Raw genomic sequence first — 24,433 nt, forward strand, 5'->3', positions numbered from 1 at the left:
TAAGGAATATCGATCATGGCTGCTAAAGAAGTTAAATTCGGCGATTCCGCCCGTAAAAAAATGCTCGCCGGTGTCAACGTCCTGGCTGACGCAGTAAAAGCGACCCTGGGCCCTAAAGGCCGTAACGTGATCATCGAGAAGAGCTTCGGCGCTCCGACCATCACCAAGGACGGCGTATCCGTCGCCAAAGAAATCGAGCTGAAAGATCGCTTCGAAAACATGGGCGCGCAGCTGGTCAAAGACGTTGCCTCCCGTGCCAACGATGACGCAGGCGACGGCACCACCACCGCTACCGTCCTGGCTCAGTCGATCGTCAACGAAGGCCTGAAAGCCGTCGCTGCCGGCATGAACCCGATGGACCTGAAACGCGGCATCGACAAGGCGACCATCGCCATTGTCAAAGAGCTGAAGTCCCTGTCCAAGCCTTGCGCTGACACCAAGGCAATCGCTCAGGTCGGCACCATCTCGGCCAACTCCGACAGCTCCATCGGCGACATCATTGCCGAAGCCATGGAAAAAGTCGGTAAAGAAGGCGTGATCACCGTTGAAGAAGGCTCGGGCCTGGAAAACGAACTGTCGGTTGTTGAAGGCATGCAGTTCGACCGTGGCTACCTGTCCCCGTACTTCGTCAACAAGCCAGACACCATGACCGCCGAGCTCGACGGCCCGCTGATCCTGCTGGTTGACAAAAAGATCTCCAACATCCGTGAACTGCTGCCAGTTCTGGAAGCTGTTGCCAAAGCCGGCCGCCCACTGCTGATCGTTTCCGAAGACGTTGAAGGCGAAGCCCTGGCGACTCTGGTTGTGAACAACATGCGCGGTATCGTGAAAGTGGTTGCCGTGAAGGCGCCAGGTTTCGGCGATCGTCGCAAGGCCATGCTGCAGGACATCGCTGTTCTGACTGGCGGTACCGTTATCTCCGAAGAGATCGGCCTGAGCCTGGAAAGCGCTACCCTGGAACACCTGGGTAATGCCAAGCGCGTCACCGTGACCAAGGAAAACACCACCGTGATCGACGGTGCTGGTGTTGAAGCTGACATCCAGGCACGTGTTACCCAGATCCGCGCTCAAGTGGCTGATACCACTTCCGACTACGACCGTGAAAAACTGCAAGAGCGTCTGGCCAAGCTGTCCGGCGGCGTTGCAGTGATCAAGGTTGGCGCTGGTTCCGAAGTTGAAATGAAAGAGAAGAAAGCCCGCGTTGAAGACGCCCTGCACGCTACCCGTGCAGCCGTTGAAGAAGGCGTGGTACCTGGCGGTGGCGTGGCACTGGTTCGCGCTCTGCAGGCTATCTCCGAGCTGAAAGGCGACAACGCTGACCAAGACGTTGGTATTCAATTGCTGCGTCGTGCTGTTGAAGCACCGCTGCGCCAGATCGTTGCCAACTCCGGCGACGAGCCAAGCGTAGTTGTCGACAAGGTCAAGCAGGGTTCGGGTAACTTCGGTTACAACGCTGCTACCGGCGAATACGGCGACATGATCGAAATGGGCATCCTGGACCCAGCTAAAGTGACTCGTTCGGCTCTGCAAGCGGCAGCTTCGATTGCCAGCCTGATGATCACCACTGAAGCAATGATCGCCGAGATCAAAGATGACGCTCCAGCTGGCGGCGGTATGCCAGACATGGGCGGTATGGGTGGTATGGGCGGCATGATGTAAGCCAGCCTTACCCCGATACTGAAAAACCCCGCCTGCAGCGATGCAGGCGGGGTTTTTTTATGGGTACGATTTCTTGGCGTACATATCCGTTATTTTTGTACTGGCCGATATTGGTTTCGCTCTTGCAGCGAGTCTCTTTTGGAAGAGCGCCAAAAGTAACCCAAAACGCTCCTGCCTCGACCTGTCGACGGCCCGTCGCGGCTAAACCGGCGTCCTGCCGGTTTAGCCGCTCCTCAATACCTACGTTCGGCCTCGGGCTGAATAGGGCGGTCAGATCAAAATCAAAAGCTGCTCGTCTGTAGGAGCGAGCTTGCTCGCGAAAAACCTGAGGGCGTCGCGTTCATTCAGACCGCCAACGTCATCGTTAACGACCTTCGCGAGCAAGCTCGCTCCTACAGTAGTGGACCGCGGCTGCGTTTGATTTTCAAAAGTGCCCCGCCGTAAGGGCGCAACCCATAGCGGGCCTAACCGCAATAACGGATATTCACCCCGCCTTAACCGCAACCTTCTGCGGCCGGTACAGCAGAAAGTAATACGCCCCCAAACAAATCACCCAGCTGAAAATCGCCGTCCACACGTTATGCGAAAGAAAATGCGCGCCCTGCATCGTGCGGCTCACTGAAAGCACCGTGCCCAGGCCCAGCGCAAACATGAATGCCGAGCGCGCCATTCGCGGCCGGCGATCCCGCAGTGCAAAAAACAGTGCAAACAACGCAAACCCAGTCGCGGCATGCCCGCCCGGCCAGCAACGCCCCGGCTTGTCCGTAGGCGGCCGGGGGCTAAGCAGTTCGCTGTAAGTCTCCTGGCCACCAAACTCCTTGACGCTCCACGGGCATTGCACCCCGGTCACCGTCTTCAATGGCGAAACAAACGAAGTGGCCAGCGCCAACGACAGCACCAGGCAACCCAGTTCCCGGCGATAGGGTTTAAGCCGCTCAACAACAAACGCCCCGGCAAACCCGGCGATCGCCAACACCGAAAACACGATCACCATCTGCTTGGCGCGATCGTGAAGAATGTCCTCCAGAAAGAAACTATGCCGGCCCACAAAGCCGCCTTCGGAGGCGTTGTAAAACAATTTGGCCACGTCCATGTCCAGCGACGTCAGCTCCAGCAGCAGCATGGCTACCGCCAGAATGGCAGGCACTCCCAGGCACAGCCAAAAGTTGAGGGGTTTGGAAACCGGGCGAACAGCGATTGTTTGCATGGTGAACTCGGACTTTAAAAAAAAGCCCCGGTCAGACCTGGCCGGGGCATTTTGGTTAGCGTGTACTCACCGCAGGAGCCTCAGCCTTGGGCACCCTCCAGCTCAGCAACTGTTGTTTGTAGCCGTAACTGGCGCCTTGGTAGTAGGTGATGGCCCGCTGGATCAACGGGTCATCGCTGCCAACCCGGGTTTCATGGCTGTCGCCCAGTGCCTGGTCATGGCGACGCAGGCCTTGGCGTGGGCTGAGAATCGCCAGGTCCTTGCCGTCGAACAAGCCCAGGTACTGGTAGTTACCGACCACCACACGTGGCGGCAGCGGGTTGTCTAGCAGCAGGTTGCGGCCAAAAAACGTCGACTCGTAGCTCAGGTTGAGCAAGCCCAGCAGCGTCGGCGCCAGGTCGATCTGGCTCGCCAACTTGGCGTTTTCCCCGGCCTCGATCAACTTGGGTGCGTAGATGAACAGCGGGATCTGGTAATTGACCATGGGCAGGTCCTCCTTGCCCGCGCTGCCGGCCGTGTGGTCGGCGACGAAAATAAAGATCGTGTTATCGAACCATGGCTTCTGGCGCGCCGCCTCCAGGAACTGGCCGATGGCGTAGTCGGTGTACTTCACTGCGCCATCGCGACCGTCGCCGGATTTGATATCAATGCGGCCTGCCGGGTAGGTGTACGGGCGGTGGTTGGAGGTGGTCATCAGTTGCAGCAGGAATGGTTGCTGCTTGGCGTAGTCGGCGTCTGCCAGTTTCAGCGTCTGTTTATAGAGGTCTTCGTCGGCCATGCCCCAGGCGTTTTTGAAGCTGATTTCGGCTTCAGGCACGCTACTCTGGTCGACCACGCGGTAACCGTTGCCGCTGAAAAACGCGTTCATGTTGTCGAAGTAGCCACGGCCGCCATAGACAAACACGCTGTCATAGCCAACGGCATTGAGCTGTTGGCCCAGGCTCCCGAAGCCGCTTTCCCGGCCGATGCGTTTGACGATGGAGCGCCCGGGCGTTGGCGGGATGGCCAGGGTGATTGCTTCCAGGCCACGGTCGGTGCGGGTACCGGTGGCGTAGAAGTTATTGAAGTACAGGCTCTGTTTGCGCAGCGCGTCGAGGTTGGGTGTGAGGTTATTCGCGTCGCCGTTACTGCCCATGTACTTGGCACTGAAGCTTTCGATGGTCACCAGCACAATATTGGGTTTGCGCAGTGTGCCCGGGTTGGTAATGGTGCGACGGATATCCAGCGGGTCAGTGCCGATAAACTTTGCATTGGGTTCGCTGAGTTCGGCGCGCAACTGCTTGGCGACCACGTCGGCCGGCAGGCTCTTGTAGAACTGGTTGTAGTCCAGCTCGTTGTTACGGAAGGCGGCGAAGAACTGATAGGGGCCATTGCTCGCCAGTTCATTGTTGTAGGCGTTGCCGCCCTGGCTGCGCGGGCTGTCCTGATTGATCAGTTGCAGGCTCAGGCCGGCCACCAACAACAGGCTGAGGGCGTTGAGCAGGCGTTTGCGCATCGCAGGCAATGGCGCAGTCATGGCCGCGTTGAACGGCTTACGCAAGGCCAGGCTCAAGACGATCGCCATCACCGCCAGCAGGCTCAGCAGTTTGCCAATCGGGTAAGACTCCAGCAGGTTATTCAGCACCTCTTTGGAGTAAACGAGGTAATCCACGGCAATAAAATTGAAGCGCACGCCGAACTCGTCCCAGAACAACCATTCGGCCACGCTGGTGAAGAGCATGGCGAACAGGCTGACGGTCAGTACCGCTTGCAGGAACCAGCGATGGCCCCGGCGGCGCCATAACGCCGGCGGGCACAGCAACAGGTACAGTCCCAGGGGCAGGGCGGCATAGGCCAGGAAGCCGAGGTCATAGAGCAGCCCCACGCCGAATACCGGCAGCAGGTTACCGCTCACTTCGTCCAGGTGGGTCACCAGCAGCAGAATGCGGGTCAGTAGAAAAATAACCAGCCAGGCACCGGTCACCAACAGCAAATAGCGCATTGGCGCCGTTTTTGGAAAACCCATGTCAACGTTCCTTATTTTCGATGGGCGCGATCTTCGCGCTGACACTGTAGTCAGGTTGTGAACCTATAGTGAAAAACTCGTTAAGTCCCGCAATTGGTTGAAAACAGTAATCGACGCGGCCTTCAGGCCTAGCCGTGAGCCATACTTGGCCTTAAGCTGCGCGAGCCAACACGGCCGTTACCGCGTACGGAGACACTGCCCATGCGAATTTTATTGGTTGAAGACAACCGCGATATTCTGGCCAACCTGGCCGATTACCTGGGGCTGAAGGGCTACACCGTAGACTGTGCGCAGGACGGTTTGTCGGGCCTGCACCTGGCTGCCACTGAACATTACGACCTGATCGTGCTCGACATCATGCTGCCTGGCATTGATGGCTACACCCTGTGCAAACGCCTGCGTGAAGACGCACGCCGCGACACGCCGGTGATCATGCTCACCGCCCGCGACCAATTGGATGACCGGCTGCAGGGCTTCAAGTCCGGCGCCGATGACTACCTGCTCAAGCCGTTTGCGCTGTCGGAATTGGCCGCGCGCATCGAAGCGGTGCTGCGTCGTGCCCAGGGCGGCGGTCGCCGTGCCTTGCAAGTCGGTGACCTGAATTACGACCTCGACACCCTGGAAGTCACCCGCGAAGGGCGCCTGCTCAAGCTTAACCCGGTCGGCCTGAAGCTGCTGGCGGTGCTGATGCAAAAAAGCCCTCACGTGTTGCGCCGCGAAATTCTCGAAGAAGCCCTGTGGGGCGATGACTGCCCGGACAGCGACAGCTTGCGCAGCCACGTCCATCAACTGCGTCAGGTGATTGATAAACCCTTCGCCAAACCGTTGCTGCAAACGGTGCACGGTGTGGGTTATCGCTTGGCCGAGGGTCGTGATGGAGTTTAAGCAAAGCCTTGCCCAACGGATCATCATTGCCTTTGCCTTGATGAGCGCATTGGTGGCGGGGGCCTTCGCCATGGGCATCGTCGCTACCGTGCACCTGGTGGAAGAAAAACTCATTTCGGCAGGCCTGGGCGGTGATTTGCAACGCCTGCTGCTGATGGACAGCGTCGAGGACTGGAGCCATCGTCCCGAGCCAGACCAGTTGTTCTACTTCAGCGGCGGCCCCGGTGATTTCGAGCTGCCCAAGGACTTGCGTCACCTGGACGCAGGTTTTCATGAGGTGTTCCGCGAGCAGCTTTCCTACCACGCGATGGTCGAAATCGTCGACGGCCGCCGCTATGTCCTGCTGCAAGACCAGAGCGATTTCGAAGAACGCGAGCGCGTGCTATTTGCCGTAGTGCTGGTGGGTTTCGTGCTCAGCCTGGCGCTGGCGGTATTCCTCGGCTGGATACTGGCCCGTAAGGTAATGGCACCGGTGGTTCGCCTGGCTCGCCAGGTGCGTCATCGAGACCAATTACTCGGCCTGGCGCCGCCCCTGGCCCCGGATTACGCGGCGGATGAAGTGGGTGAGTTGGCAGTGGCCTTCGACGCGACCCTGGGCCGCTTGCGCCAGGCATTGTCCCGGGAGCAACTGTTTACCAGCGACGTCAGCCACGAGTTGCGCACCCCGTTGATGGTGCTCGCCAGTTCCTGTGAACTGTTGCTGGAGAACCCGGCGATTGATCAGCGCGGCCGCAACCAGGTCGAACGCATCGCCCGGGCCTGTGAAGAAATGCGCGAACTGGTGCAGACCTTCCTGATGCTGGCCCGTGCCCAGCGCGAAGAGGCCGGCATGTCGCCCCAGGCTAACCTGGCGCAGGTGGCCGACGATCTGCTGGGGATCTGGCGTGAGCAGATCGAGGGCAAAGGCCTTGAGCTGGTTTATCAACCGGGTAATCCCCTGGATACCCGCTACAACGCGACCTTCCTGCACGCGGTGATGGGCAATCTTCTGCGTAATGCGCTGCATTACACCGAGCACGGCTTTATCCGTCTCACCCTCGAGCCGAGCGGCTTTGTGGTGGAGGACTCCGGTGTCGGGATTCCTGAAGACAAGCGCGAAGCGATGTTTGAGCCGTTTGTGCGCGGCAGTGAAAAACGCGGCGAAGGCCTGGGCCTGGGTTTGTCCCTGGTCCAGCGCATTTGCGAGAACCAGGGCTGGAGCGTCAGCCTCAGTACCATGGAGCCCAACGGCTGCCGCTTTCATGTCGAGTTGAGTCAGGTCAAAGCCTGATGCCTACCCTGCCGCTATCGTGCGGCAGACTCCCCGTTTTTCGCCGAAGATGGCACCATGCCACGACTTGTATCTGCAAAGTTTTGTAATGTATACGATTCGACAGGACAAGTTTTTCACAATGTGTTGACCTGTTGATCACAGGGTGCTGCTTAAGGTTGTAGGCATTAGTAACTGGGGACCCGTTGATGCCTACTCCGATCAAGCTCGAATTTTCCGAAAAGTACGACGATCAGCACGCGCAGAATTATTTGCTCAAACATCAGGACAATCTGGCTCGCCGGTTGTCCCACAAACGCGACGAGCAATTGGCGCGTGGTGCATTGGCCATGGCCGGTGAGCCTGGCCTGGTGCTGGACTTGCCCTGTGGGGCCGGGCGTTTCTGGCCGCTGCTGGCAGAAAAGCCCAACCGCGTGATCATCGGCGCCGACAATTCAGAGTCGATGTTGAAGATCGCCACCGTCGCCCAACCGGCGGATGTGGTGAAGCGGGTACGCACCTTGCAAACGTCTGCCTTTGATATCGATTTGCCGGATAACGCGGTCGACAGCATTTTTTGCATGCGCTTGATGCACCACATTGGTGACCCCGAGCACAGGCTGGCGATACTGCGTGAATTTCAGCGTGTTACCCGTGACAGCGTGATTATCTCGCTGTGGGTGGACGGCAACTTCAAGGCCTGGAAACGCAAACGTGCCGAAGTGCGGCGTCGGATCAAAGGTGAGCAAGAGGGTTACCAAAATCGGTTCGTGTTACCGGCTGCTACTGTTGAGGCAGAGTTTGAACAGGCCGGTTTCCGTGTTCATGAATCACTGGACTTCATACCGCTCTACGCCATGTGGCGAGTGTATGTATTGCGCAAGAGGTAACAGGATGGCTGTCGAGTGTTTAGCAGGTAGTGAAGTGGCTCCCGAGGAGCGATTTGATTATTTCTGGCGCCAGCAGGGCGAGTGGGTCGAGGAACCCAATCGTCGTCGTGGCGGTGAAAGTGGTGTGCAACGGGTGATGGGCACCAATGGTCGTTTGCTCTACAGCAAGCGCCAGACCGGCCATATCTACCGCAGTTGGCTTCATCCTTTTGGGCGTCCCACCGTGTTACGCGAGCGTGATGCAATCAATGGTTTGCGTTTGCTGGATGTACGCGTGCCGGAACTGGTGTTCTGCGAAGCCCGCCGCGACCCGGAGCACCAATGGAAGGCGTTGTTGGTGACGGCGTCGCTGGACGGTTTCGACGAGATCGAAAACTGGTACGCCGCTGGTGGTCGTGAGCAGTATGGCGAGCTGGTGCACGAGCGCCTGCTCAAGGAACTGGCCGGAACCCTGGCGCGTATGCACAAGGGCCGTTGGCAGCATGGTTGTCTGTATGCCAAGCATATTTTCGTACGCGTGACGGGCAAGGGCGACTCGGCCAAGGTTGAAGTGGCGCTGCTGGATTTCGAGAAGTGCCGCCAGCGTTTGACCGCTTTGCGGGCGGCTCGGCATGACATGTTGCAGTTGCGCCGCCATTCGTCGTGGAACTCTACGGACTGGCAGAAACTGAGCTACTTTTACGAGACGGCGTTTGGCAGCGCTATCAAGGGTTTAACGTAATGAAGCTAGAAATTGCACGAGGTTTGTTTCTGTTGGGGGCTTTGGGCATAGCTGCCCTGGCCCTGGCTGCTTGGGAGCAGCCCCGGACACAAGTCCTCAGTGCGGTGCAGGGTGTCGGGCAGCAATGCCCGATGCCGCGGATCGCCAAGGTCGGTGTTGCGGCCAAGCCTGATCATGAGTTGTTGTTGTTCATGTTTGGGATGTCCCAAGGGATGAGGCCACAAAGTTGAAGAGATTGAAGCCCAAATAAAAGGCCTCGCTAGTTCGAGGCCTTTTATTTGGGCTTGGGTTTTGGGGTTGGTTGATCGTGTACATATCCGTTACTGCGGTAACGGCTTCTTATGGTTTCGCTCTTACAGCGAGTCACTTTTTTACAAACGCCTAAAAAAGTAACCAAAAAACGCTTTGCCCCACCACTCGGTGCCTCGCCTAGGCTCGGCATGCCGGAACGAAGGCCATCGTGGTTGATGGGGCCCGCAGATCAAGATCAACAGCAGATCAAGAACACGGAGGCCTGAAAGCCGACCTGAGTGTTAGAAGCAAGGGCAAGGGCAAGGGCAAGGTCCAGAGCGAAAGCAGAGCTGCTTTTATGTGGGAGCGGGCTTGCTCGCGAAAAACCTGAGGGCGCCGCGTTCATTCAGGATGCCAGCGTCATCGTTAACGACCTTCGCGAGCAAGCCCGCTCCCACATTTGGACCGTGCCCGCTTTAGCTTTTGATTTTGCTTTTGCTCTACACCACTCAAGCCGGCCGGTAGGCCGCTGTGTTCTTGATCTGCTGTTGATCTTGATCTTAGGCGCCCCGTTAAACCACGCTGGCCGAACGCAGGTAGTACGGAGCGGGTAAACCGGCAGGACGCCGGTTTAGCCGCGACGGGGCAGGGACGCCCCGTCGCGGCGGCCCGCGTAGTACTACCGGAGCTGAGGGCACACCGAGCCCAAGCGAGGTGCCGAGTGGTGGGGCAAGAGCGTTTTGCTTACTTTTGCGCTGTTCAAAAGTGAGCCGCTGTAAGAGCGGAACCCATATCAGCCCTTACCAAAAAAACGGATATGTACTCCGTTCAAAAAGCCCGATAAGCCCGCATAAACAACCCCACCACCTCCTGCACATGCTCCTCAGCCGCCTCAGCACTCAACTGCCCGCCACACCCATACAACAAACAAAAATTCGCCGTGCCCTTGAGCAAGCAAAAAAAGTGCTCGGCGGCGGTCAGCGGCTTGGGAATACTCAGTGCGCCACTCTGATCAATCTTGCCGAGGAGCCGCTCCATCCCCTGCAACATGCGCATCGGCCCGGCCTCGAAAAAGATCTGCGACAACTTCGGATCCTGGCTGCCGGAGGTCATCATCAGGCGATGCAGATTCACCGATTCCTCGCTGTTGATCAGCACATGAAACCCGCGAGCAATATTGAGCAGCACCTTTTCCACCGGCATACCCTCGGGCAGCTCGAAATACATCACCGGTAACTGCTCTTCGCACTTGGCAACCACCGCCGCCGAGAACAGCGTCTCCTTGTCGGTGAAATGGCTGTACACGGTCAGCTTCGACACCCCGGCCTCCACCGCCACAGCATCCATGCTGGTGCTGGCATACCCATTACTCAAAAACAGGATCTTCGCCGCATCGAGGATCGCCTGGCGTTTTGCCATGTCCTTGGGACGCCCGGGGCTATTGGTATTTACAGGATTGTCGGACATTTTCACTTTATTACTGGACTGGTGAGTTTGGTATTAATAACATACTGGCCAGTATAATTATTCCTAGCACCATTAGCGAAAGGTCCTTCAGCATGCGCAGCTATTTCCTGCCACTCGCGTTGCCTGCCAGCTTGCTACTCCTGTTGGCTGCCTGTGGCCATGAAGAAGCCGCTCAAACCACCGTCCGCCCGGCCATGGTGGTTCAGCCAGAGCCTTCGGCGCAGGCGTCCGATAGCTACCCGGGCGAGGTGCGTGCCCGCTACGAACCCGACCTGGCCTTTCGCATTGGCGGCAAAGTCAGCCGACGACTGGTCGAGGAGGGCGAGCGCGTCAAGGCCAACCAGGCGCTGGCAGAACTCGATCCCCAGGACGTGCGCCTGCAACTGGAAGCTACCCGCGCCCAGGTCGCCGCCGCTGAAGCCAACCTGAGCCTGGTGCGCGCCGAGCGTGACCGCTACAAGACCCTGATGGACCGTCAGATGGTCAGCCGCTCCCAGTACGACAATTCCGAAAACCTCTACCGATCCGGTGAGGCTCGCCTCAAGCAGATCAAGGCCGAATTCGACGTGGCCAATAACCAGGCCGGTTACGCGGTGCTGCGGGCGCCCCAAGATGGCGTCGTTGCCAAGCGTGCGGTGGAAGTGGGCCAAGTGGTGTCTGCCGGGCAGACGGTGTTTACCCTGGCCACCGACGGCGAGCGGGAAGTATTGATCAGCCTGCCGGAGCAAAGCTTCGGGCGCTTCAAGATTGGCCAGCCGGTATCCGTAGAGTTGTGGAGCCAGCCCGACCAGCGCTTTAACGGCCGCATCCGCGAACTGTCGCCCGCCGCTGATCCAAAGTCGCGAACCTTCGCCGCCCGTGTCGCCTTCACCGGTGGCAAGGTGCCTGCGGAACTGGGGCAGAGCGCCCGCGTATTCATACAGGCTGACGGCCTGATTCCCCTGGCGGTGCCGCTGTCTGCCCTCAGTGCGGAGAACGGTGCGTCCTACGTCTGGGTGGTGCAGCCCGACAATACCCTCAAGCGTACACCGGTGCGCATCGGCGCCTTTGGCGAGAAAACCGTGCCGGTGCTGGAAGGCTTGAACCCTACCGATTGGGTGATCGCAGCCGGTGTGCATGTACTCCATGAGGGCCAGCAAGTGCGCCCGGTGGATCGCGCCAACCGAGTGGTAAGTCTGGCGGCCAAGGAGTAGTCCCCGATGGGTTTCAATCTTTCCGAATGGGCGTTGCGTAATCGCCAGATCGTACTGTTTCTGATGATCCTGCTGGCGGTGGTCGGTACCTTGTCCTACACCAAGCTGGGACAAAGCGAAGACCCGCCGTTTACCTTCAAGGCCATGGTGATCAAGACCAACTGGCCAGGGGCGACCGCCCAGGAAGTCTCGCGCCAGGTCACCGAGCGTATTGAGAAGAAACTGATGGAGACCGGCGACTACGAGCGCATCGTGTCCTTCTCGCGCCCCGGCGAATCCCAGGTCACTTTCATGGCCCGGGACTCGATGCATTCCGCGCAGATCCCGGACCTGTGGTACCAAGTGCGCAAGAAGATCAGCGATATTCGCCAGACCTTGCCGCCGGATATTCAGGGCCCGTTTTTCAACGATGAATTCGGCACCACCTTCGGCAATATCTACGCCCTGACCGGTGACGGTTTCGATTACGCCGTGCTCAAGGACTACGCCGACCGCATCCAGATTCAACTGCAACGGGTGCCGGATGTGGGCAAGGTCGAGTTGCTGGGTCTGCAGGACGAGAAGATCTGGATCGAGCTGTCCAACCTCAAGCTAGCCACCCTCGGCTTGCCGCTGGCAGCGGTGCAACAGGCGCTGCAGGAACAGAACGCGGTGTCCACCGCCGGCTTCTTTGAAACCCCGAGCGAGCGTGTGCAGTTAAGGGTTTCCGGCAACTTCAAAACGGTTAAAGAAATTCGCGACTTCCCGATCCGCGTCGGTGATCGCACGTTCCGCATTGGTGATGTGGCCGAGATTCATCGCGGCTTCAACGACCCACCGGCGCCGCGCATGCGTTACATGGGCGACGACGCCATCGGCTTGGCCGTGGCCATGCGCGATGGCGGCGATATCCTGGTACTGGGCAAGGCCCTGGAAGGCGAATTCGCGCGCTTGCAGAAGAACCTTCCTGCCGGCATGGAGCTGCGCAAGGTGTCGGACCAACCGGCGGCGGTGAAAACCAGTGTCGGCGAATTCGTCCAGGTGCTGGCGGAAGCGCTGGCGATCGTGTTGTTGGTGAGCTTCTTCTCACTCGGTGTGCGCACGGGCATGGTGGTCGCCCTGGCGATTCCGCTGGTATTGGCTATGACCTTTGCCACCATGTATTACCTCGGCATCGGCCTGCATAAAATCTCCCTTGGCGCGTTGGTGCTTGCACTGGGCCTGCTGGTAGACGACGCGATCATCGCCGTGGAAATGATGGCGATCAAAATGGAGCAGGGTTACGACCGGCTCAAGGCCGCCAGTTTTGCCTGGACCAGCACCGCCTTCCCGATGCTCACCGGTACGCTGATCACGGCGGCGGGTTTCCTGCCGATTGCCACGGCGCAATCGAGCACCGGCGAATACACCCGTTCGATCTTCCAGGTGGTGACCATCGCGCTACTGGCTTCCTGGGTCGCGGCGGTGGTGTTTGTGCCGTACCTGGGGGAAAAACTCCTGCCGGACCTGGCGAAGATTCATGCGGCCAAGCATGGCACCGATGGTCCGGATCCCTACGGCACGCCGTTCTATCAGCGCGTAAGACGCCTGGTGGAGTGGTGCGTGCGTCGGCGCAAGACGGTTATCGTTCTGACCTTGCTGCTGTTTATCGGCTCGGTGGCACTGTTCCGTTTTGTGCCCCAGCAGTTCTTCCCGGCTTCCGGGCGACTGGAACTGATGGTCGACCTGAAACTGGCTGAAGGCGCGTCCCTGAGCAACACGGCTGACCAGGTCAAACGCCTGGAAGGTCTGCTCAAGGAACATGCTGGCATTGAAAACTATGTTGCCTATGTCGGTACGGGCTCGCCACGTTTCTACCTGCCGCTGGACCAGCAACTGCCGGCCGCCAGCTTTGCGCAGTTTGTGGTGTTGGCCAAGACCATCGAGGAGCGCGAAAGCCTGCGCACCTGGCTGATCGAGACCCTCAACGAACAGTTCCCGGACCTGCGCTCGCGGGTCACGCGCCTTGAAAACGGCCCGCCGGTTGGCTACCCCGTGCAGTTCCGGGTGACCGGCGAGCACATCGAAGAAGTCCGGGCCCTGGCGCGGAAAGTGGCGGCCAAGGTTCGCGAAAATACCCACGTGGTCAACGTGCACCTGGACTGGGAAGAACCGAGCAAAGTCGTCTACCTCAACGTCGACCAGGACCGTGCCCGCGCCCTCGGTGTGAGCACCGCCAATCTGTCGAAATTCCTCCAGAGTTCCCTCACCGGTTCCACCGTCAGCCAGTACCGCGAGGACAACGAGTTGATCGAAATCCTGCTGCGCGGCACCGTTCACGAGCGCACTGAACTGTCGCTGCTACCAAGCCTGGCGGTGCCGACCGACAACGGCAAAAGCGTCGCGCTGTCGCAGATCGCGACCCTGGAATACGGCTTTGAAGAAGGCATCATCTGGCACCGTAACCGCCTGCCGACCGTGACCATCCGCGCCGATATCTACGGCAAGGAACAACCGGCAACCCTGGTGCAGCAGATCCTGCCGACGCTGGAAGGCGTGCGCGCTGAACTGCCGGACGGTTATCTGCTGGACGTCGGTGGTACGGTGGAGGATTCCGCCCGTGGCCAGAACTCGGTCAAGGCCGGTGTGCCGCTGTTTATCGTGGTGGTGCTGACCTTGCTGATGCTGCAACTGCGCAGCTTCTCGCGCACGGCGATGGTCTTTCTGACGGCGCCGTTGGGGTTGATCGGGGTAACGCTGTTCCTGCTGGTGTTCCGCCAACCCTTTGGGTTCGTGGCGATGCTGGGGACCATCGCACTGTCGGGCATGATCATGCGTAACTCGGTGATCCTGGTGGACCAGATCGAGCAGGACATCAAGGCCGGCCTGGCACCCTGGCAGGCGATTATCGAGGCGACGGTGCGCCGCTTCAGGCCGATCGTATTGACTGCCCTGGCGGCGGTATTGGCGATGATCCCGCTGTCACGCAGCGTGTTCTTCGGGCCGATGGCGGTGGCGATCATGGGCGGGTTGATTGTGGCGACGGCGTTGACGCTGTTGTTCCTGCCGGCGTTGTATGCGGCCTGGTTCAGGGTTCGCAAAGACGCGGCGTGAAGGCCTTGGCGTATCGGGCGAAGGAACCATTGCGGCCCAATTGCCACATAGGGGTTACCTGATAGGCAGGTGATGTCTTCTGGCGAACAGGTCGCAGAGGATGGGTCCACAGACAGATATCAAGGGGTATGTATGCTGTTAAATTTACTGACATTGCCATTGCAACTGATGGGTTTGGCGAATGGGTTTGGTCGCCACCATTCAAATCGCAACCCTGATGTGAACATCACTATCAACAATGACAATAACAACCTGAACAGCAACGCGATCTCTGTAACCTCGCAATCGCACGCCAGCAGGCCGATTCGCTACTGAAAATGGCACTGTGCCCGGGTGTGGTGGATTGAGGTCCGGCAGACATGAAAACGCCCTGAATCGTTCAGGGCGTTTTTATTGGCCTGCGTTACGTTTTACAGCGCGCCAAAGACTTTCTTCGCCAAGCTGGTAGCGGCCGCTGCCGGGTTCTTGCGAATGGTCTCTTCCTGCTGGGCGATCATCTTGAACAACCCGTCCAGTGCCTGCTCGGTCACGTAGCTTTCGACGTTTGCACTCTTGGCATCAATCGCGCCAAAGGTGGCCGCCTTGCCCGCGAGGGCGTTGTACTGCTGGGCAACGCCGACCTTGTCGGTGGCGGCCTTGACGATCGGCAGGAACTTGGCCCGGATCTCGTCGCGGCTGCTTTTGTTCAGGTACTGGGTTGCCGAGTCCTGGCCACCGGTGAGGATGCCCTTGGCGTCGGTCACGCTCATGTTTTTCACAGCGTTTACCAGGATCGGCTGAGCCTGGGTCACGGCAGACTCGGCGGCCTTGTTCATGCTGGCTTCAAGTTGGTTGACCTGGTCACCCATGCCGAACATTTTCAACTTGTCGGCGACTTTGCCCAACTTGCCCGGCAGGCCGATCTTCACTTCGGGGTTGTTGCTGAAACCACCGGGCACGCCCAGTTGTTTGACGGCAATCTGCGCGCCTTGGGTCAGTGCGTCCTTGAGGCCGCCGGTGGCGTCACCCTGGGACAGGCTGCCGAGGGACAAGGCCATCGCGTTGGCGCCGAGCAGCAGGCCGGCGCACAGGGCAGTGAGGCGAAGGGAGTTACGGAGCATGGGCGCTTCCTTATGTTCGATTTTTAATCAGTGTGCAACCGCATCCACGCGTACGCGCAGCGGTTGTGGGTCCTGGCCGTTCAACTGCACAGAGTGCCGTTCGGTGGTAATAAACAGTAGCTTGCCATCCAGTTCGATGCGAGCGCTGACCGAGTAACTGTGGCCAGGTTTGACCTGGGCCGGATCGTAGCTCAGGTGGAAGGGGAGCGGCACCTGGCCTTTCACCGGGCCTTTCTGCTCGGCCAGGGTCACGGCCGGGGCGTCCATCAAGGACACGTCTTGCAGGGTCACACTCAAGGTGGCGGCGGGCGGCAGGGCGATGCGTTGCAGGTAGAACACTTCGCCATCGAGGCTGGCTTTGGGCGCGGGGCTCATGGTCTGGCAGGCTCCCAGTAGGGCGGTCAGACCCAGGAGGATGATTTTTTTCATGGTGCAGCTCCTTGTCAGCGGCGCCAGAAACACCCTGGCGCCTCGGTCACTCTAGTGCGTTTCTTCTGGTACGACGGGCGTGTCGGCCGCGTCTTCATTGCGATGCAGGGCCACCTGGCGAATCGACAGGCGAATCTCCGCCGGCAACACGCGCTTGGCCGCGCCTTCGGCCAGTTCACCCAGCAGCGGGTGATAGCTCAGCTTGCCGGCCTCGTCGCGGCGCAGCACATCTTGCTCCAGCAACGTCTGGATAAAATGTCGGAAAAGGCTCTTGTCGAAGAACTCCGGGGCGTTCAGGCCGTGCAGGATCGACAGGCGCTGGGCCATGACGGTGCACAAGTCTTCCAGCTCTTCGGCGCTGATGCTGTTCTGGCCGCTGTTGAGCAGCAGCGAGATGGCCATGTAAAAGCGTTGCAGGGTCTGGGCGATGCTTTTGGACAGCAGCGTCAGCAGCACAAAGTGCCGTGAGCTCGGGGCCGGGCGCAGGTACACCTCGTTCTCGAAGCGCAGCAGGCCTTGTTCGACGAAGGCTTCCAGCCACTGGTCGACCACCGCGTCCAGCTCGTCCAGCGACCAGCGGATAAACAGCTCTGATTGCAGGTACGGGTAGAGTGCGCGGGTGTAGCGCAGGATCTGTTCGCGGCTCATGCGCGAGCTGCTTTGGAAGAAACTCGCCAGCAGCGCCGGCAGGGCGAAGATGTGCAGCACGTTGTTGCGGTAGTAGGTCATCAGGACGGCGTTTTGCTCGTCCAGATAGAGGATCTTGCCGAGGGCATCACTCTGTTCCGACAGCAGGTCCATGTCCTTGACGTGATTGATCAGCGCCTGGCCATCACCTTCGGGCAAGGTGGTATGGGGCGAATAGGGCACCTTGCGCAACAAGGCCAGATAGAGGTCAAGCTGGCGCGCCATGGCTTGGTCATCCAGGGCCAGACGGGTGGTGGACAGCAGCGCCAGCGCCACCAGGTTCACCGGGTTGATCGCCGCCGCTTCGTTCAAGTGTTGCGCCACGCGCTCGCCGAGGCGGTTGGTGGTTTCGTTGAGCCACGCCGGCTTGTAGTTCGGGCCCAGTTCCTGGGAGCGCCAGTCGGGCTGCTCGCTGTCGAGGAACTCAGCCAGCTTGATCGGTTCGCCGAAGTTCACCGCGACCTGGCCAAAACGCTGCTTGAGGGCGCCGACCACTTTGAAAATATCGAAAATCGACTCTTTTTTCTTGCTCGCGCCGCGCAGCTCGCCCAGGTAAGTGCGGCCTTCCAGCACCCGTTCATAGCCGATGTACACCGGCACAAACACGATGGGCATGCGTGAGGAGCGCAAGAAGCTGCGCAGGGTAATCGCCAGCATTCCGGTCTTGGGTTGCAGCATGCGCCCAGTGCGCGAACGTCCGCCCTCGACGAAGTACTCCACCGGGAAACCCTTGGTGAATAGGGTGTGCAGGTATTCGTTGAATACCGAGGTGTACAGCGGGTTGCCCTTGAAGGTGCGGCGCATGAAAAACGCCCCGCCACGGCGCAACAGGCTGCCGATCACCGGCATGTTCAGGTTGATCCCGGCGGCGATGTGCGGCGGGGTCAGGCCGTTCTTGAACAGCAGGTACGACAGCAGCAGGTAGTCGATATGGCTGCGATGGCACGGCACATAGATCACCTCGTAACCCTGGGCGACTTTTTGCACACCTTCGATGTTGTTGACCTTGATGCCGTCGTAAATCTTGTTCCAGAACCAGCTCAGCACCACTTCCAGGAAGCGGATGGCGGTGTAGGTGTAGTCCGAGGCGATCTCGTTGCCGTAGCGCAGGGCCTGGGCCTTGGCTTTTTCAGGGGTGATTTTCTCGCGTTCGGCTTCGTCGAGGATCGCCTGGCGCACCAGCGGCATGTTGACCAGGCCTTTGACCAGGTTGCGCCGGTGGGACAGGTCGGGGCCGATCACTGCGGTTTTCAGGTTGCGAAAGTGCACCCGCAGGATGCGTTGGGCCATGCGCACCGTGCGTTCGTGGCCTTTATTGTGCTCGATCAATTCACGCAGGTTGATGGGCGCGGAGAATTGCACTCGGGTCTTGCGGCCCAGGATCAGGATGCTCAGCAGCCGGCGCAGGCGGCCGGTGACCGCCCAACTGTCGGCAAACAGCAGTTTCCAGGGGCTGGACTCGCTGTCGGGCGATTGGCCCCAGAACACGCTGACTGGAATGATCTGTGCATTCTCTTCGGCGTGTTCAGTGAGCACGTCCACCAGGCGGGTCAGGGTGGGTGGTGCGCCACGCTTGTCCTGGCGGCCGAGCCAGTCGGGGTCGGGCGTCAGGTAGAAGAAGGCCGCCGGCTCCATCAACGGGCCCACCGATACCGGCAGCACCGGGCGCGGCAGGCCGGCCTTGGTACATTCGGTATCAACCACCGCCAACTCGGTGAGGGACGGGGATTGCAGGACGTAAAACACCGGACGGCTGCGGTCGAGGTTCAGGGTAAGGGACGACTGGTTGATCGTCTCTGAGCGAACCCAGAGGTACAACAGCCGGCGCAAGGTGCCAAATACCAGACGGCGAAAGGGAGAACGGGTCATACGTCTTCTGCTTTAGTGGGAAAAACCGAGCAGATGCTCGGGGCGCTAGTGTGCAGTATTAGCCGAAAATCGGCAAAAAAGCGGCGAAGTAATCTTGAGTTGAAGCTTTTTGAGCCTGTCTTATACTCGGCAGTTCAACTGCGACGACTCAACAATAAACGTACTTATAAAAAGCATGTGGGAGCAAAACAGATGGCAACGCGCGAAACCGGTAATGTGAAGTGGTTCAACGACGCCAAGGGCTACGGCTTTATTCAGCGGGAAGACGGCAAGGACGTGTTTGTGCACTACCGCGCCATTCGCGGTGACGGGCACCGTTCGTTGGCTGAAGGCCAGCAGGTGGAATACGCCGTGGTGACGGGCGAGAAGGGCTTGCAGGCTGAGGATGTGGTTGGGCTGTAAACAATTGCAGCGACACCGCATAACCCCTGTGGGAGCGGGCTTGCTCGCGAAAGCGGCGTGTCAGTTGATACTCAGGTGACTGACACACTGCATTCGCGAGCAAGCCCGCTCCCACATTTTTGATTGGGTTCACAGCGTCAGATCAGGCGGTTTTCCAGGTGATCTGCTCTTCACCGTCTTCGCTGATACGAATCCAGGTATCCGCGCTTTCTTCACCTTCTTCCTCAACCCAGCTACCCGGCGCGCAACGCACTTCGACGTTCAGCGCGGCAAAAGCTGCGCGGGCGCAGGCGATGTCGTCTTCCCACGGGGTCTGGTCGCTTTCCAGGTACAGGCTGTTCCATTTGCCTACGGCTTTGGGCAGCCAGGTGACCGGCACGCTGCCGGCGGTGCACTTGTAGGTCTGGCCGCGCTGGACCCAATCGGTGCACGGGCCCAGTGCGGCGCCCAGCCAGGCGGCGATGGCCTTGTGGTCGACGTCGGCGTCCTTGAGGTAAATCTCGATATCAGGTTGGCGCATGGATGTTCCTCATTGCGGGATTTTGAAAATCCATTCGCGGGTTCAGCGCAGGCCCCAGAGGCCCACAAAATAATGGGTTATTGAAGCACGAAATAGTCGTAGCGCATCGACACAGTGACCAGCAGCGGTTCGGCGGCCTCGATCACCTGGGCCCGGCGTTCGGCACTGGCACGCCAGCCGTGGGGTGTCATGGCCAGCAGATTGGCGCGATCCTTGGGGTCGGCCAGGCTGAGCGTGAACTCCAGGGTTTCGCTGTGTTGCAGGCTCATGCCGTCCGGTACCAGCGCCAGGTGTTTGTCGTCGGTGTACTCGCGCACTTCGTCGTACAAACGCTCGCGCAGTTCCATCAGGTGGCCGCGGGTAGGGCCGACCTTCATCAAGCCGCCGCCCGGGCTGAGCAGGCGCTTGGCCTCCAGCCAGTCCAGCGGGCTGAATACACTGGCAAGGAACTGGCAGCTGGCATCGGCCAACGGCACACGGGCCATGCTGGCGATCAACCAGGTCACCGTGGGGTTGCGTTTGCAGGCGCGCTTGACCGCTTCCTTGGAAATATCCAGGGCGTAGCCGTCGGCGCGCAGCAGGGCATCGGCGATCTGTGCGGTGTAGTAACCCTCGCCACAGCCGATGTCGAGCCAGCGTTGGGGTTTGCGTTCAGCGGCCAGTTCGGCCAGGCGCTTGGCCACCGGGGCGTAATGCCCGGCGTTGAGAAAGTCGCGGCGCGCTTCCACCATCGCCAGGTTATCGCCCGGGTCGCGGCTGTTCTTGTGCTGCACCGGCAACAGGTTCAGGTAACCCTGGCGCGCGCGGTCGAAACGGTGCCCTACCGGGCAGGCCACGCCGTTGTCCACTTCATGGAGCGGTGCGCTGCAAATGGGGCAAGCGAGCATCAGGCGAGCAACTTGATCAGGGTCTGGTAGTAGATTTCGGTCAGCACATCGAGGTCGCTGGCCAGAATGCGCTCGTTGACCTGATGGATCGTCGCGTTGACCGGGCCCAGTTCCACAACCTGGGTGCCGAGGGTCGCAATGAAGCGCCCGTCAGAGGTGCCGCCGCTGGTGGACGCCTTGGTCTCGCGGCCGGTGACGGCCTTGATGCTGGCGGCTACCGCATCGAGCAATGCGCCCGGCTCGGTGAGGAACGGCAGGCCCGACAGTGCCCACTCCACATGCCAGTCCAGGCCATGCTTGTCGAGAATCGCCGCGACCCGCTGCTGCAGGCCTTCAACCGTGGACTCGGTGGAGAAACGGAAGTTGAACACCGCCGTCAGGTCACCCGGGATCACGTTAGTGGCGCCGGTGCCGGAATTGAGGTTGGAGATCTGGAAGCTGGTGGGCGGGAAGAAGGTGTTGCCATCGTCCCAATGCTCGGCGGCCAATTCGGCCAGGGCCGGAGCGGCCAGGTGGATCGGGTTCTTTGCCAGGTGCGGGTAGGCCACGTGGCCTTGCACGCCGCGCACGGTCAGGGTGGCGCCGAGGGAGCCACGACGGCCATTCTTGACCACATCGCCCACCAGGGTGGTGCTCGACGGTTCGCCGACGATGCACCAGTCCAGGCGCTCCTTGCGGGCCGCCAAGCGTTCGATCACGGCCTTGGTGCCGTGGTGCGCCGGGCCTTCTTCATCGCTGGTGATCAGGAATGCCACCGAACCCTTGTGGTCCGGGTAGTCGGTCACGAAGCGCTCGGAGGCGACCAGCATCGCAGCCAGGCTGCCTTTCATGTCGGCCGCGCCACGCCCGCACAGCATGCCGTTTTCATCGATCAGCGCGTCGAACGGATCGTTCTGCCAGGCCTTTACCGGACCGGTCGGCACCACGTCGGTGTGGCCGGCGAAGCACAATACCGGGCCTTCGTGTTTGCCGTGGGTGGCCCAAAAGTTATCCACATCCTCGATGCGCATCGGCTCAAGCGCAAAACCGGCGTCGCCCAGGCGCTGCATCATCAGCTTCTGGCAATCGGCGTCGATCGGCGTCACCGACGGGCGACGGATCAGGTCGATAGCGAGTTGGAGGGTCGGCGAAAGGTCGGCGTGGGCCGTCATGAAAATAACTCCGGAAGCATGTCTGGGCTCATGTGGGAGCGGGCTTGCTCGCGAATACAGGCAACTGGGTCTGCCAGCCAGACCGAGGTGATGCATTCGCGAGCAAGCCCGCTCCCACAAATGGCCGTTATCTTATAGCAAAACGGCGGCCAGAGGCCGCCGTTTAGTGCATTGCGCGAGATTTTACGCCGCCGGGGCGGGCGCAGGCTCTGGTGCTGCCGGTTTCGGCAGCGACGACAGGAACGCCATGATCAGCGCCGCCACATACGGCAGCGACTGCACCAGCAACATCACCACCCAGAAGCGCATGTCGTTGCTCGGCAGGCCCTGCACCAGGTAAATCCCCAGTGCCGCGCCCCACAGCAGCAGCATGATGAACATCTCTTCCCGGGCTTCGGAAATCGCGACCCAGAAACCGTGGTTATCGGCGTTTTTCGGTGTGCGAAAGAACGGAATGCTGGTGGTGAAGAAGCCATACAGCACCGCCTTGGCGATGGTGTGGGACAACGCCAACCCGGCCAGCGCCGCACAGAACGCATCTTTCAGGTTCACACCCACCGCACGACGGTAGAGGAAGATGATCTTGCCGACCTTGAACACGAACAACGCCAATGGCGGGATCGCGAAAATCAGCAGCGGCGGGTCAACCCGCGTCGGCACGATAATCATCGCCGCCGACCACAACAGGGCGCCCACGGTGAAGAAGATGTTCATGCCGTCTGCCACCCACGGCAACCAGCCCGCGAGGAAGTGGTAGCGCTGGCCACGGGTCAGCTCGGTGTCCTTGCCGCGCAAGAGGCTTGCGGTGTGACGCTTGATGATCTGAATCGCCCCATAGGCCCAGCGGAAACGCTGTTTCTTGAAGTCGATAAAGGTATCGGGCATCAGGCCCTTGCCGTAGCTGTCGTGGTAATACGCCGCCGACAGGCCTTTCTCGAATACCCGCAGGCCCAGCTCGGCGTCTTCGCAGATGCACCAGTCAGCCCAGCCCAACTCTTCCAGGACCGAACGGCGGGTCATGGTCATGGTGCCGTGCTGGATGATCGCGTCACGGTCGTTGCGGGTGACCATGCCGATATGGAAGAAGCCTTTGTATTCCGCGTAGCAGAGCTTCTTGAAGGTGCTTTCGTTCTGGTCGCGATAATCCTGTGGCGACTGCACCACGGCGATTTTCGGATCGGCGAAGTGCGGCACCATGTGCTTGAGCCAGTTCGGCGACACGCAGTAATCGGAGTCGATCACCGCGATCACCTCGGCATCCTTGGCGGTATGCGGGATCAGGTAGTTCAGCGCGCCGCCCTTGAAACCGGCCAGGGGCGAGACGTGGAAGAACTTGAAGCGCGGGCCCAGGGTTTCGCAGTAGTCGCGCACCGGCTCCCATACGGCCGGGTCCTTGGTGTTGTTGTCGATGATCAGGACTTCGTAGTCCGGATAGTCGAGGGCGGCCAGGGCGTCGAGGGTCTGTTTGACCATCTCCGGCGGCTCGTTGTAGCACGGCACGTGGATCGAGACTTTCGGGCGGTAGTCCGAGTCCCCTTCAACCGGCAGGAATTCACGCCGGCGTTTGTGGGTCCAGACCGCTTCCGCCAGTTCATGTGCCTCGGTCAGCAACACGATAAACACGCCCAGGGCGCCGAGTGCCAGCAGGAAACCCACCGTCAAACTGAACCAGGTGCTGTATTGCTGGCTGTAGTCGTAGCCGATCCACACCAATACCGAGCCGCACAGGAAGGCGATAAAGGTCAGGAACGTACGGCCACGCTGGCGCAGGGCCGAGCCGTCGATCATCAGCAAGGTCAGGGACAGCAGCGCAAGCACCACCGAGCCGATCGCCAGCACTCGCCATTGCGGGATCGCAACGACCGGGCCATCAAAGTTGAATTTCTGCTGGCGCGCGGCGTTGAACACGCCCCAATAGGCGCCCACCGAACCTTCGTCGCTGGCTTTCCACGGCTGGTCAAACGCTTCGATCACGAAGTAGTTGTAGCCCTGGCGGTTCAGCTTGTTGACCAGCGTGCGCAGGTAAATCGCCTGGTCAGCCGGGGAGGCGTCAGAACCGCCACGCATCCGCCCGTTGCTCGGCCAGCCAACCTCCGACAGCAGCAGCGGCTTTTTCGGGAAGGTCTTCTTCAGGTCCCGTGCGCGGTCGAGGACGAACTGGCCGGCCTTGTCCACCGGGATATGTTCCCAGTACGGTAGGATGTGCGCGGCGATCAGGTCGACGTGCTTGGCCAGTTGCGGGTTGTGTTCCCAGATGTGCCATTGCTCGGACGTGGTCACCGGCACTTTCACGGCCGCGCGCACACGGTCCAGCAGCACGATCAGCGCTTCGGGAGTGATTTCTTCACGGAACAACGCTTCGTTACCCACCACCACGCGCACTACGCTGCGCGAACTGTTGGCGATCTCGATGGCGCGCTGTATCTCGCGTTCGTTGCGCTCAAGGTCCGGGCTGATCCAGATCCCCAGCGTCACCCGCAAACCGAACTCTTCCGCCAGCTTGGGAATATCACCCAAGGTGCCGTCGACCGAGTAGGTACGGATGTTGTCCGTCAGCTTGCTCATGATCGCAAGGTCCTGACGCATTTGATCGTCGGTCGGATACTGGTCTTTCTGTGGGTACTGGCCTTGCTGGAACGGCGAGTACGAAAAACCGGAGATCTGCTCAGGCCAGTTAGGGGCATTGACCGGGCGGTTGATCAGCGCCCAGAAGCCGGTGAACAGCGCGGCAATTGCCAGCACCACCACCAGGTTGAGTCCAAATTTACGCGATGACATGGCTATTTCGGGTTCCAAAAGGTGTGGAACG

19 protein-coding genes are annotated in these 24,433 nt (G+C 60.0%); 9 read left to right on the top strand and 10 right to left on the bottom strand.

The annotated features are described in order from the left end of the window. Positions 1 to 15: 15 nt before the first annotated feature. Entirely contained in the window at positions 16 to 1,659 is a 1,644-nt protein-coding gene (groL, locus tag CEC48_RS06415) for a chaperonin GroEL (protein ID WP_088422975.1), read from the top strand. 484 nt (positions 1,660 to 2,143) lie between these two features. Here groL and CEC48_RS06420 read toward each other — a convergent pair whose 3' ends face one another. Together CEC48_RS06420 and CEC48_RS06425 are read right to left on the bottom strand one after the other, a co-directional pair. Next, on the bottom strand, positions 2,144 to 2,866 hold the full coding sequence (locus CEC48_RS06420; RefSeq protein ID WP_088422976.1) for a phosphatase PAP2 family protein: 723 nt from the start codon (positions 2,864 to 2,866) through the stop codon (positions 2,144 to 2,146). Positions 2,867 to 2,921: 55 nt separating this feature from the next. Continuing rightward, the gene (locus tag CEC48_RS06425) at positions 2,922 to 4,871 is read right to left on the bottom strand and encodes an LTA synthase family protein (protein WP_088422977.1); all 1,950 of its coding nucleotides are present in this window, start codon (positions 4,869 to 4,871) and stop codon (positions 2,922 to 2,924) included. Positions 4,872 to 5,072: 201 nt separating this feature from the next. Here CEC48_RS06425 and colR point away from each other — a divergent pair, with 201 nt between their 5' ends. From colR to CEC48_RS06450, 5 genes are all read left to right on the top strand, one after another. Then, entirely contained in the window at positions 5,073 to 5,756 is a 684-nt protein-coding gene (colR, locus tag CEC48_RS06430) for a two-component system response regulator ColR (RefSeq protein ID WP_003208587.1), read from the top strand. Continuing rightward, positions 5,746 to 7,026, top strand: a complete 1,281-nt coding sequence (locus CEC48_RS06435; protein WP_088422978.1) for a HAMP domain-containing sensor histidine kinase — start codon at positions 5,746 to 5,748, stop codon at positions 7,024 to 7,026. The genes colR and CEC48_RS06435 overlap by 11 nt, the downstream gene beginning before the upstream one ends. Before the next feature lie 188 nt (positions 7,027 to 7,214). After that, positions 7,215 to 7,895, top strand: coding sequence for a class I SAM-dependent methyltransferase (locus tag CEC48_RS06440; protein ID WP_088422979.1), 681 nt, complete (start codon positions 7,215 to 7,217; stop codon positions 7,893 to 7,895). A gap of 4 nt (positions 7,896 to 7,899) precedes the next feature. Continuing rightward, entirely contained in the window at positions 7,900 to 8,616 is a 717-nt protein-coding gene (locus CEC48_RS06445; RefSeq protein WP_088422980.1) for a lipopolysaccharide kinase InaA family protein, read from the top strand. Beyond that, positions 8,616 to 8,846 (top strand): hypothetical protein, encoded by a 231-nt coding sequence (locus CEC48_RS06450; RefSeq protein WP_008433604.1) that lies wholly within the window; start codon positions 8,616 to 8,618, stop codon positions 8,844 to 8,846. The genes CEC48_RS06445 and CEC48_RS06450 overlap by 1 nt, the downstream gene beginning before the upstream one ends. A gap of 829 nt (positions 8,847 to 9,675) precedes the next feature. Here CEC48_RS06450 and CEC48_RS06455 read toward each other — a convergent pair. Next, positions 9,676 to 10,314 (bottom strand): TetR/AcrR family transcriptional regulator, encoded by a 639-nt coding sequence (locus tag CEC48_RS06455; RefSeq protein WP_088422981.1) that lies wholly within the window; start codon positions 10,312 to 10,314, stop codon positions 9,676 to 9,678. Positions 10,315 to 10,406: 92 nt separating this feature from the next. Between CEC48_RS06455 and CEC48_RS06460 the strand changes: the two genes are divergently transcribed. Next, positions 10,407 to 11,507, top strand: coding sequence for an efflux RND transporter periplasmic adaptor subunit (locus tag CEC48_RS06460; RefSeq protein ID WP_088422982.1), 1,101 nt, complete (start codon positions 10,407 to 10,409; stop codon positions 11,505 to 11,507). A gap of 6 nt (positions 11,508 to 11,513) precedes the next feature. Then, the gene (locus CEC48_RS06465) at positions 11,514 to 14,579 is read left to right on the top strand and encodes an efflux RND transporter permease subunit (protein ID WP_088422983.1); all 3,066 of its coding nucleotides are present in this window, start codon (positions 11,514 to 11,516) and stop codon (positions 14,577 to 14,579) included. A 410-nt stretch (positions 14,580 to 14,989) separates the two neighbouring features. Here the strand turns inward: CEC48_RS06465 and CEC48_RS06475 are convergent, their stop codons facing one another. From CEC48_RS06475 to plsB, 3 genes are read right to left on the bottom strand one after another with little or no spacing between them, the layout of a single operon-like run. Continuing rightward, positions 14,990 to 15,679: a DUF4197 domain-containing protein gene (locus CEC48_RS06475; RefSeq protein WP_088422985.1), complete on the bottom strand. Its 690-nt coding sequence runs from the start codon at positions 15,677 to 15,679 to the stop codon at positions 14,990 to 14,992. Positions 15,680 to 15,706: 27 nt separating this feature from the next. Further along, positions 15,707 to 16,108 carry a YbaY family lipoprotein gene (locus CEC48_RS06480; protein WP_017479432.1) on the bottom strand — a complete coding sequence of 134 codons (402 nt, stop codon included), beginning with the start codon at positions 16,106 to 16,108 and terminating at the stop codon, positions 15,707 to 15,709. Between the two features lie 51 nt (positions 16,109 to 16,159). Continuing rightward, complete coding sequence (gene plsB / locus CEC48_RS06485; protein WP_088422986.1) at positions 16,160 to 18,664, bottom strand: glycerol-3-phosphate 1-O-acyltransferase PlsB; 2,505 nt, start codon at positions 18,662 to 18,664, stop codon at positions 16,160 to 16,162. A gap of 192 nt (positions 18,665 to 18,856) precedes the next feature. On the opposite strand from plsB, the gene CEC48_RS06490 reads away from it, so the two are divergent. Beyond that, positions 18,857 to 19,066 (top strand): cold-shock protein, encoded by a 210-nt coding sequence (locus tag CEC48_RS06490; protein ID WP_032891681.1) that lies wholly within the window; start codon positions 18,857 to 18,859, stop codon positions 19,064 to 19,066. A 142-nt stretch (positions 19,067 to 19,208) separates the two neighbouring features. Here CEC48_RS06490 and CEC48_RS06495 read toward each other — a convergent pair whose 3' ends face one another. The 4 genes from CEC48_RS06495 to CEC48_RS06510 all read right to left on the bottom strand — a co-directional run bounded on the left by CEC48_RS06495 (position 19,209) and on the right by CEC48_RS06510 (position 24,402). Beyond that, complete coding sequence (locus tag CEC48_RS06495) at positions 19,209 to 19,586, bottom strand: hypothetical protein (RefSeq protein ID WP_010176770.1); 378 nt, start codon at positions 19,584 to 19,586, stop codon at positions 19,209 to 19,211. 77 nt (positions 19,587 to 19,663) lie between these two features. Next, complete coding sequence (locus CEC48_RS06500) at positions 19,664 to 20,473, bottom strand: putative RNA methyltransferase (protein WP_088422987.1); 810 nt, start codon at positions 20,471 to 20,473, stop codon at positions 19,664 to 19,666. Beyond that, positions 20,473 to 21,624 (bottom strand): succinyl-diaminopimelate desuccinylase, encoded by a 1,152-nt coding sequence (gene dapE, locus CEC48_RS06505; protein ID WP_088422988.1) that lies wholly within the window; start codon positions 21,622 to 21,624, stop codon positions 20,473 to 20,475. Before dapE ends, CEC48_RS06500 begins: the two co-directional genes overlap by 1 nt. A 183-nt stretch (positions 21,625 to 21,807) precedes the next feature. Beyond that, complete coding sequence (locus CEC48_RS06510; protein ID WP_088422989.1) at positions 21,808 to 24,402, bottom strand: glycosyltransferase; 2,595 nt, start codon at positions 24,400 to 24,402, stop codon at positions 21,808 to 21,810. Positions 24,403 to 24,433 lie beyond the last annotated feature (31 nt).

The sequence above is a fragment of the Pseudomonas sp. K2I15 genome (genome assembly GCF_002204795.1).
In the GTDB taxonomy this organism is placed as follows: domain Bacteria; phylum Pseudomonadota; class Gammaproteobacteria; order Pseudomonadales; family Pseudomonadaceae; genus Aquipseudomonas.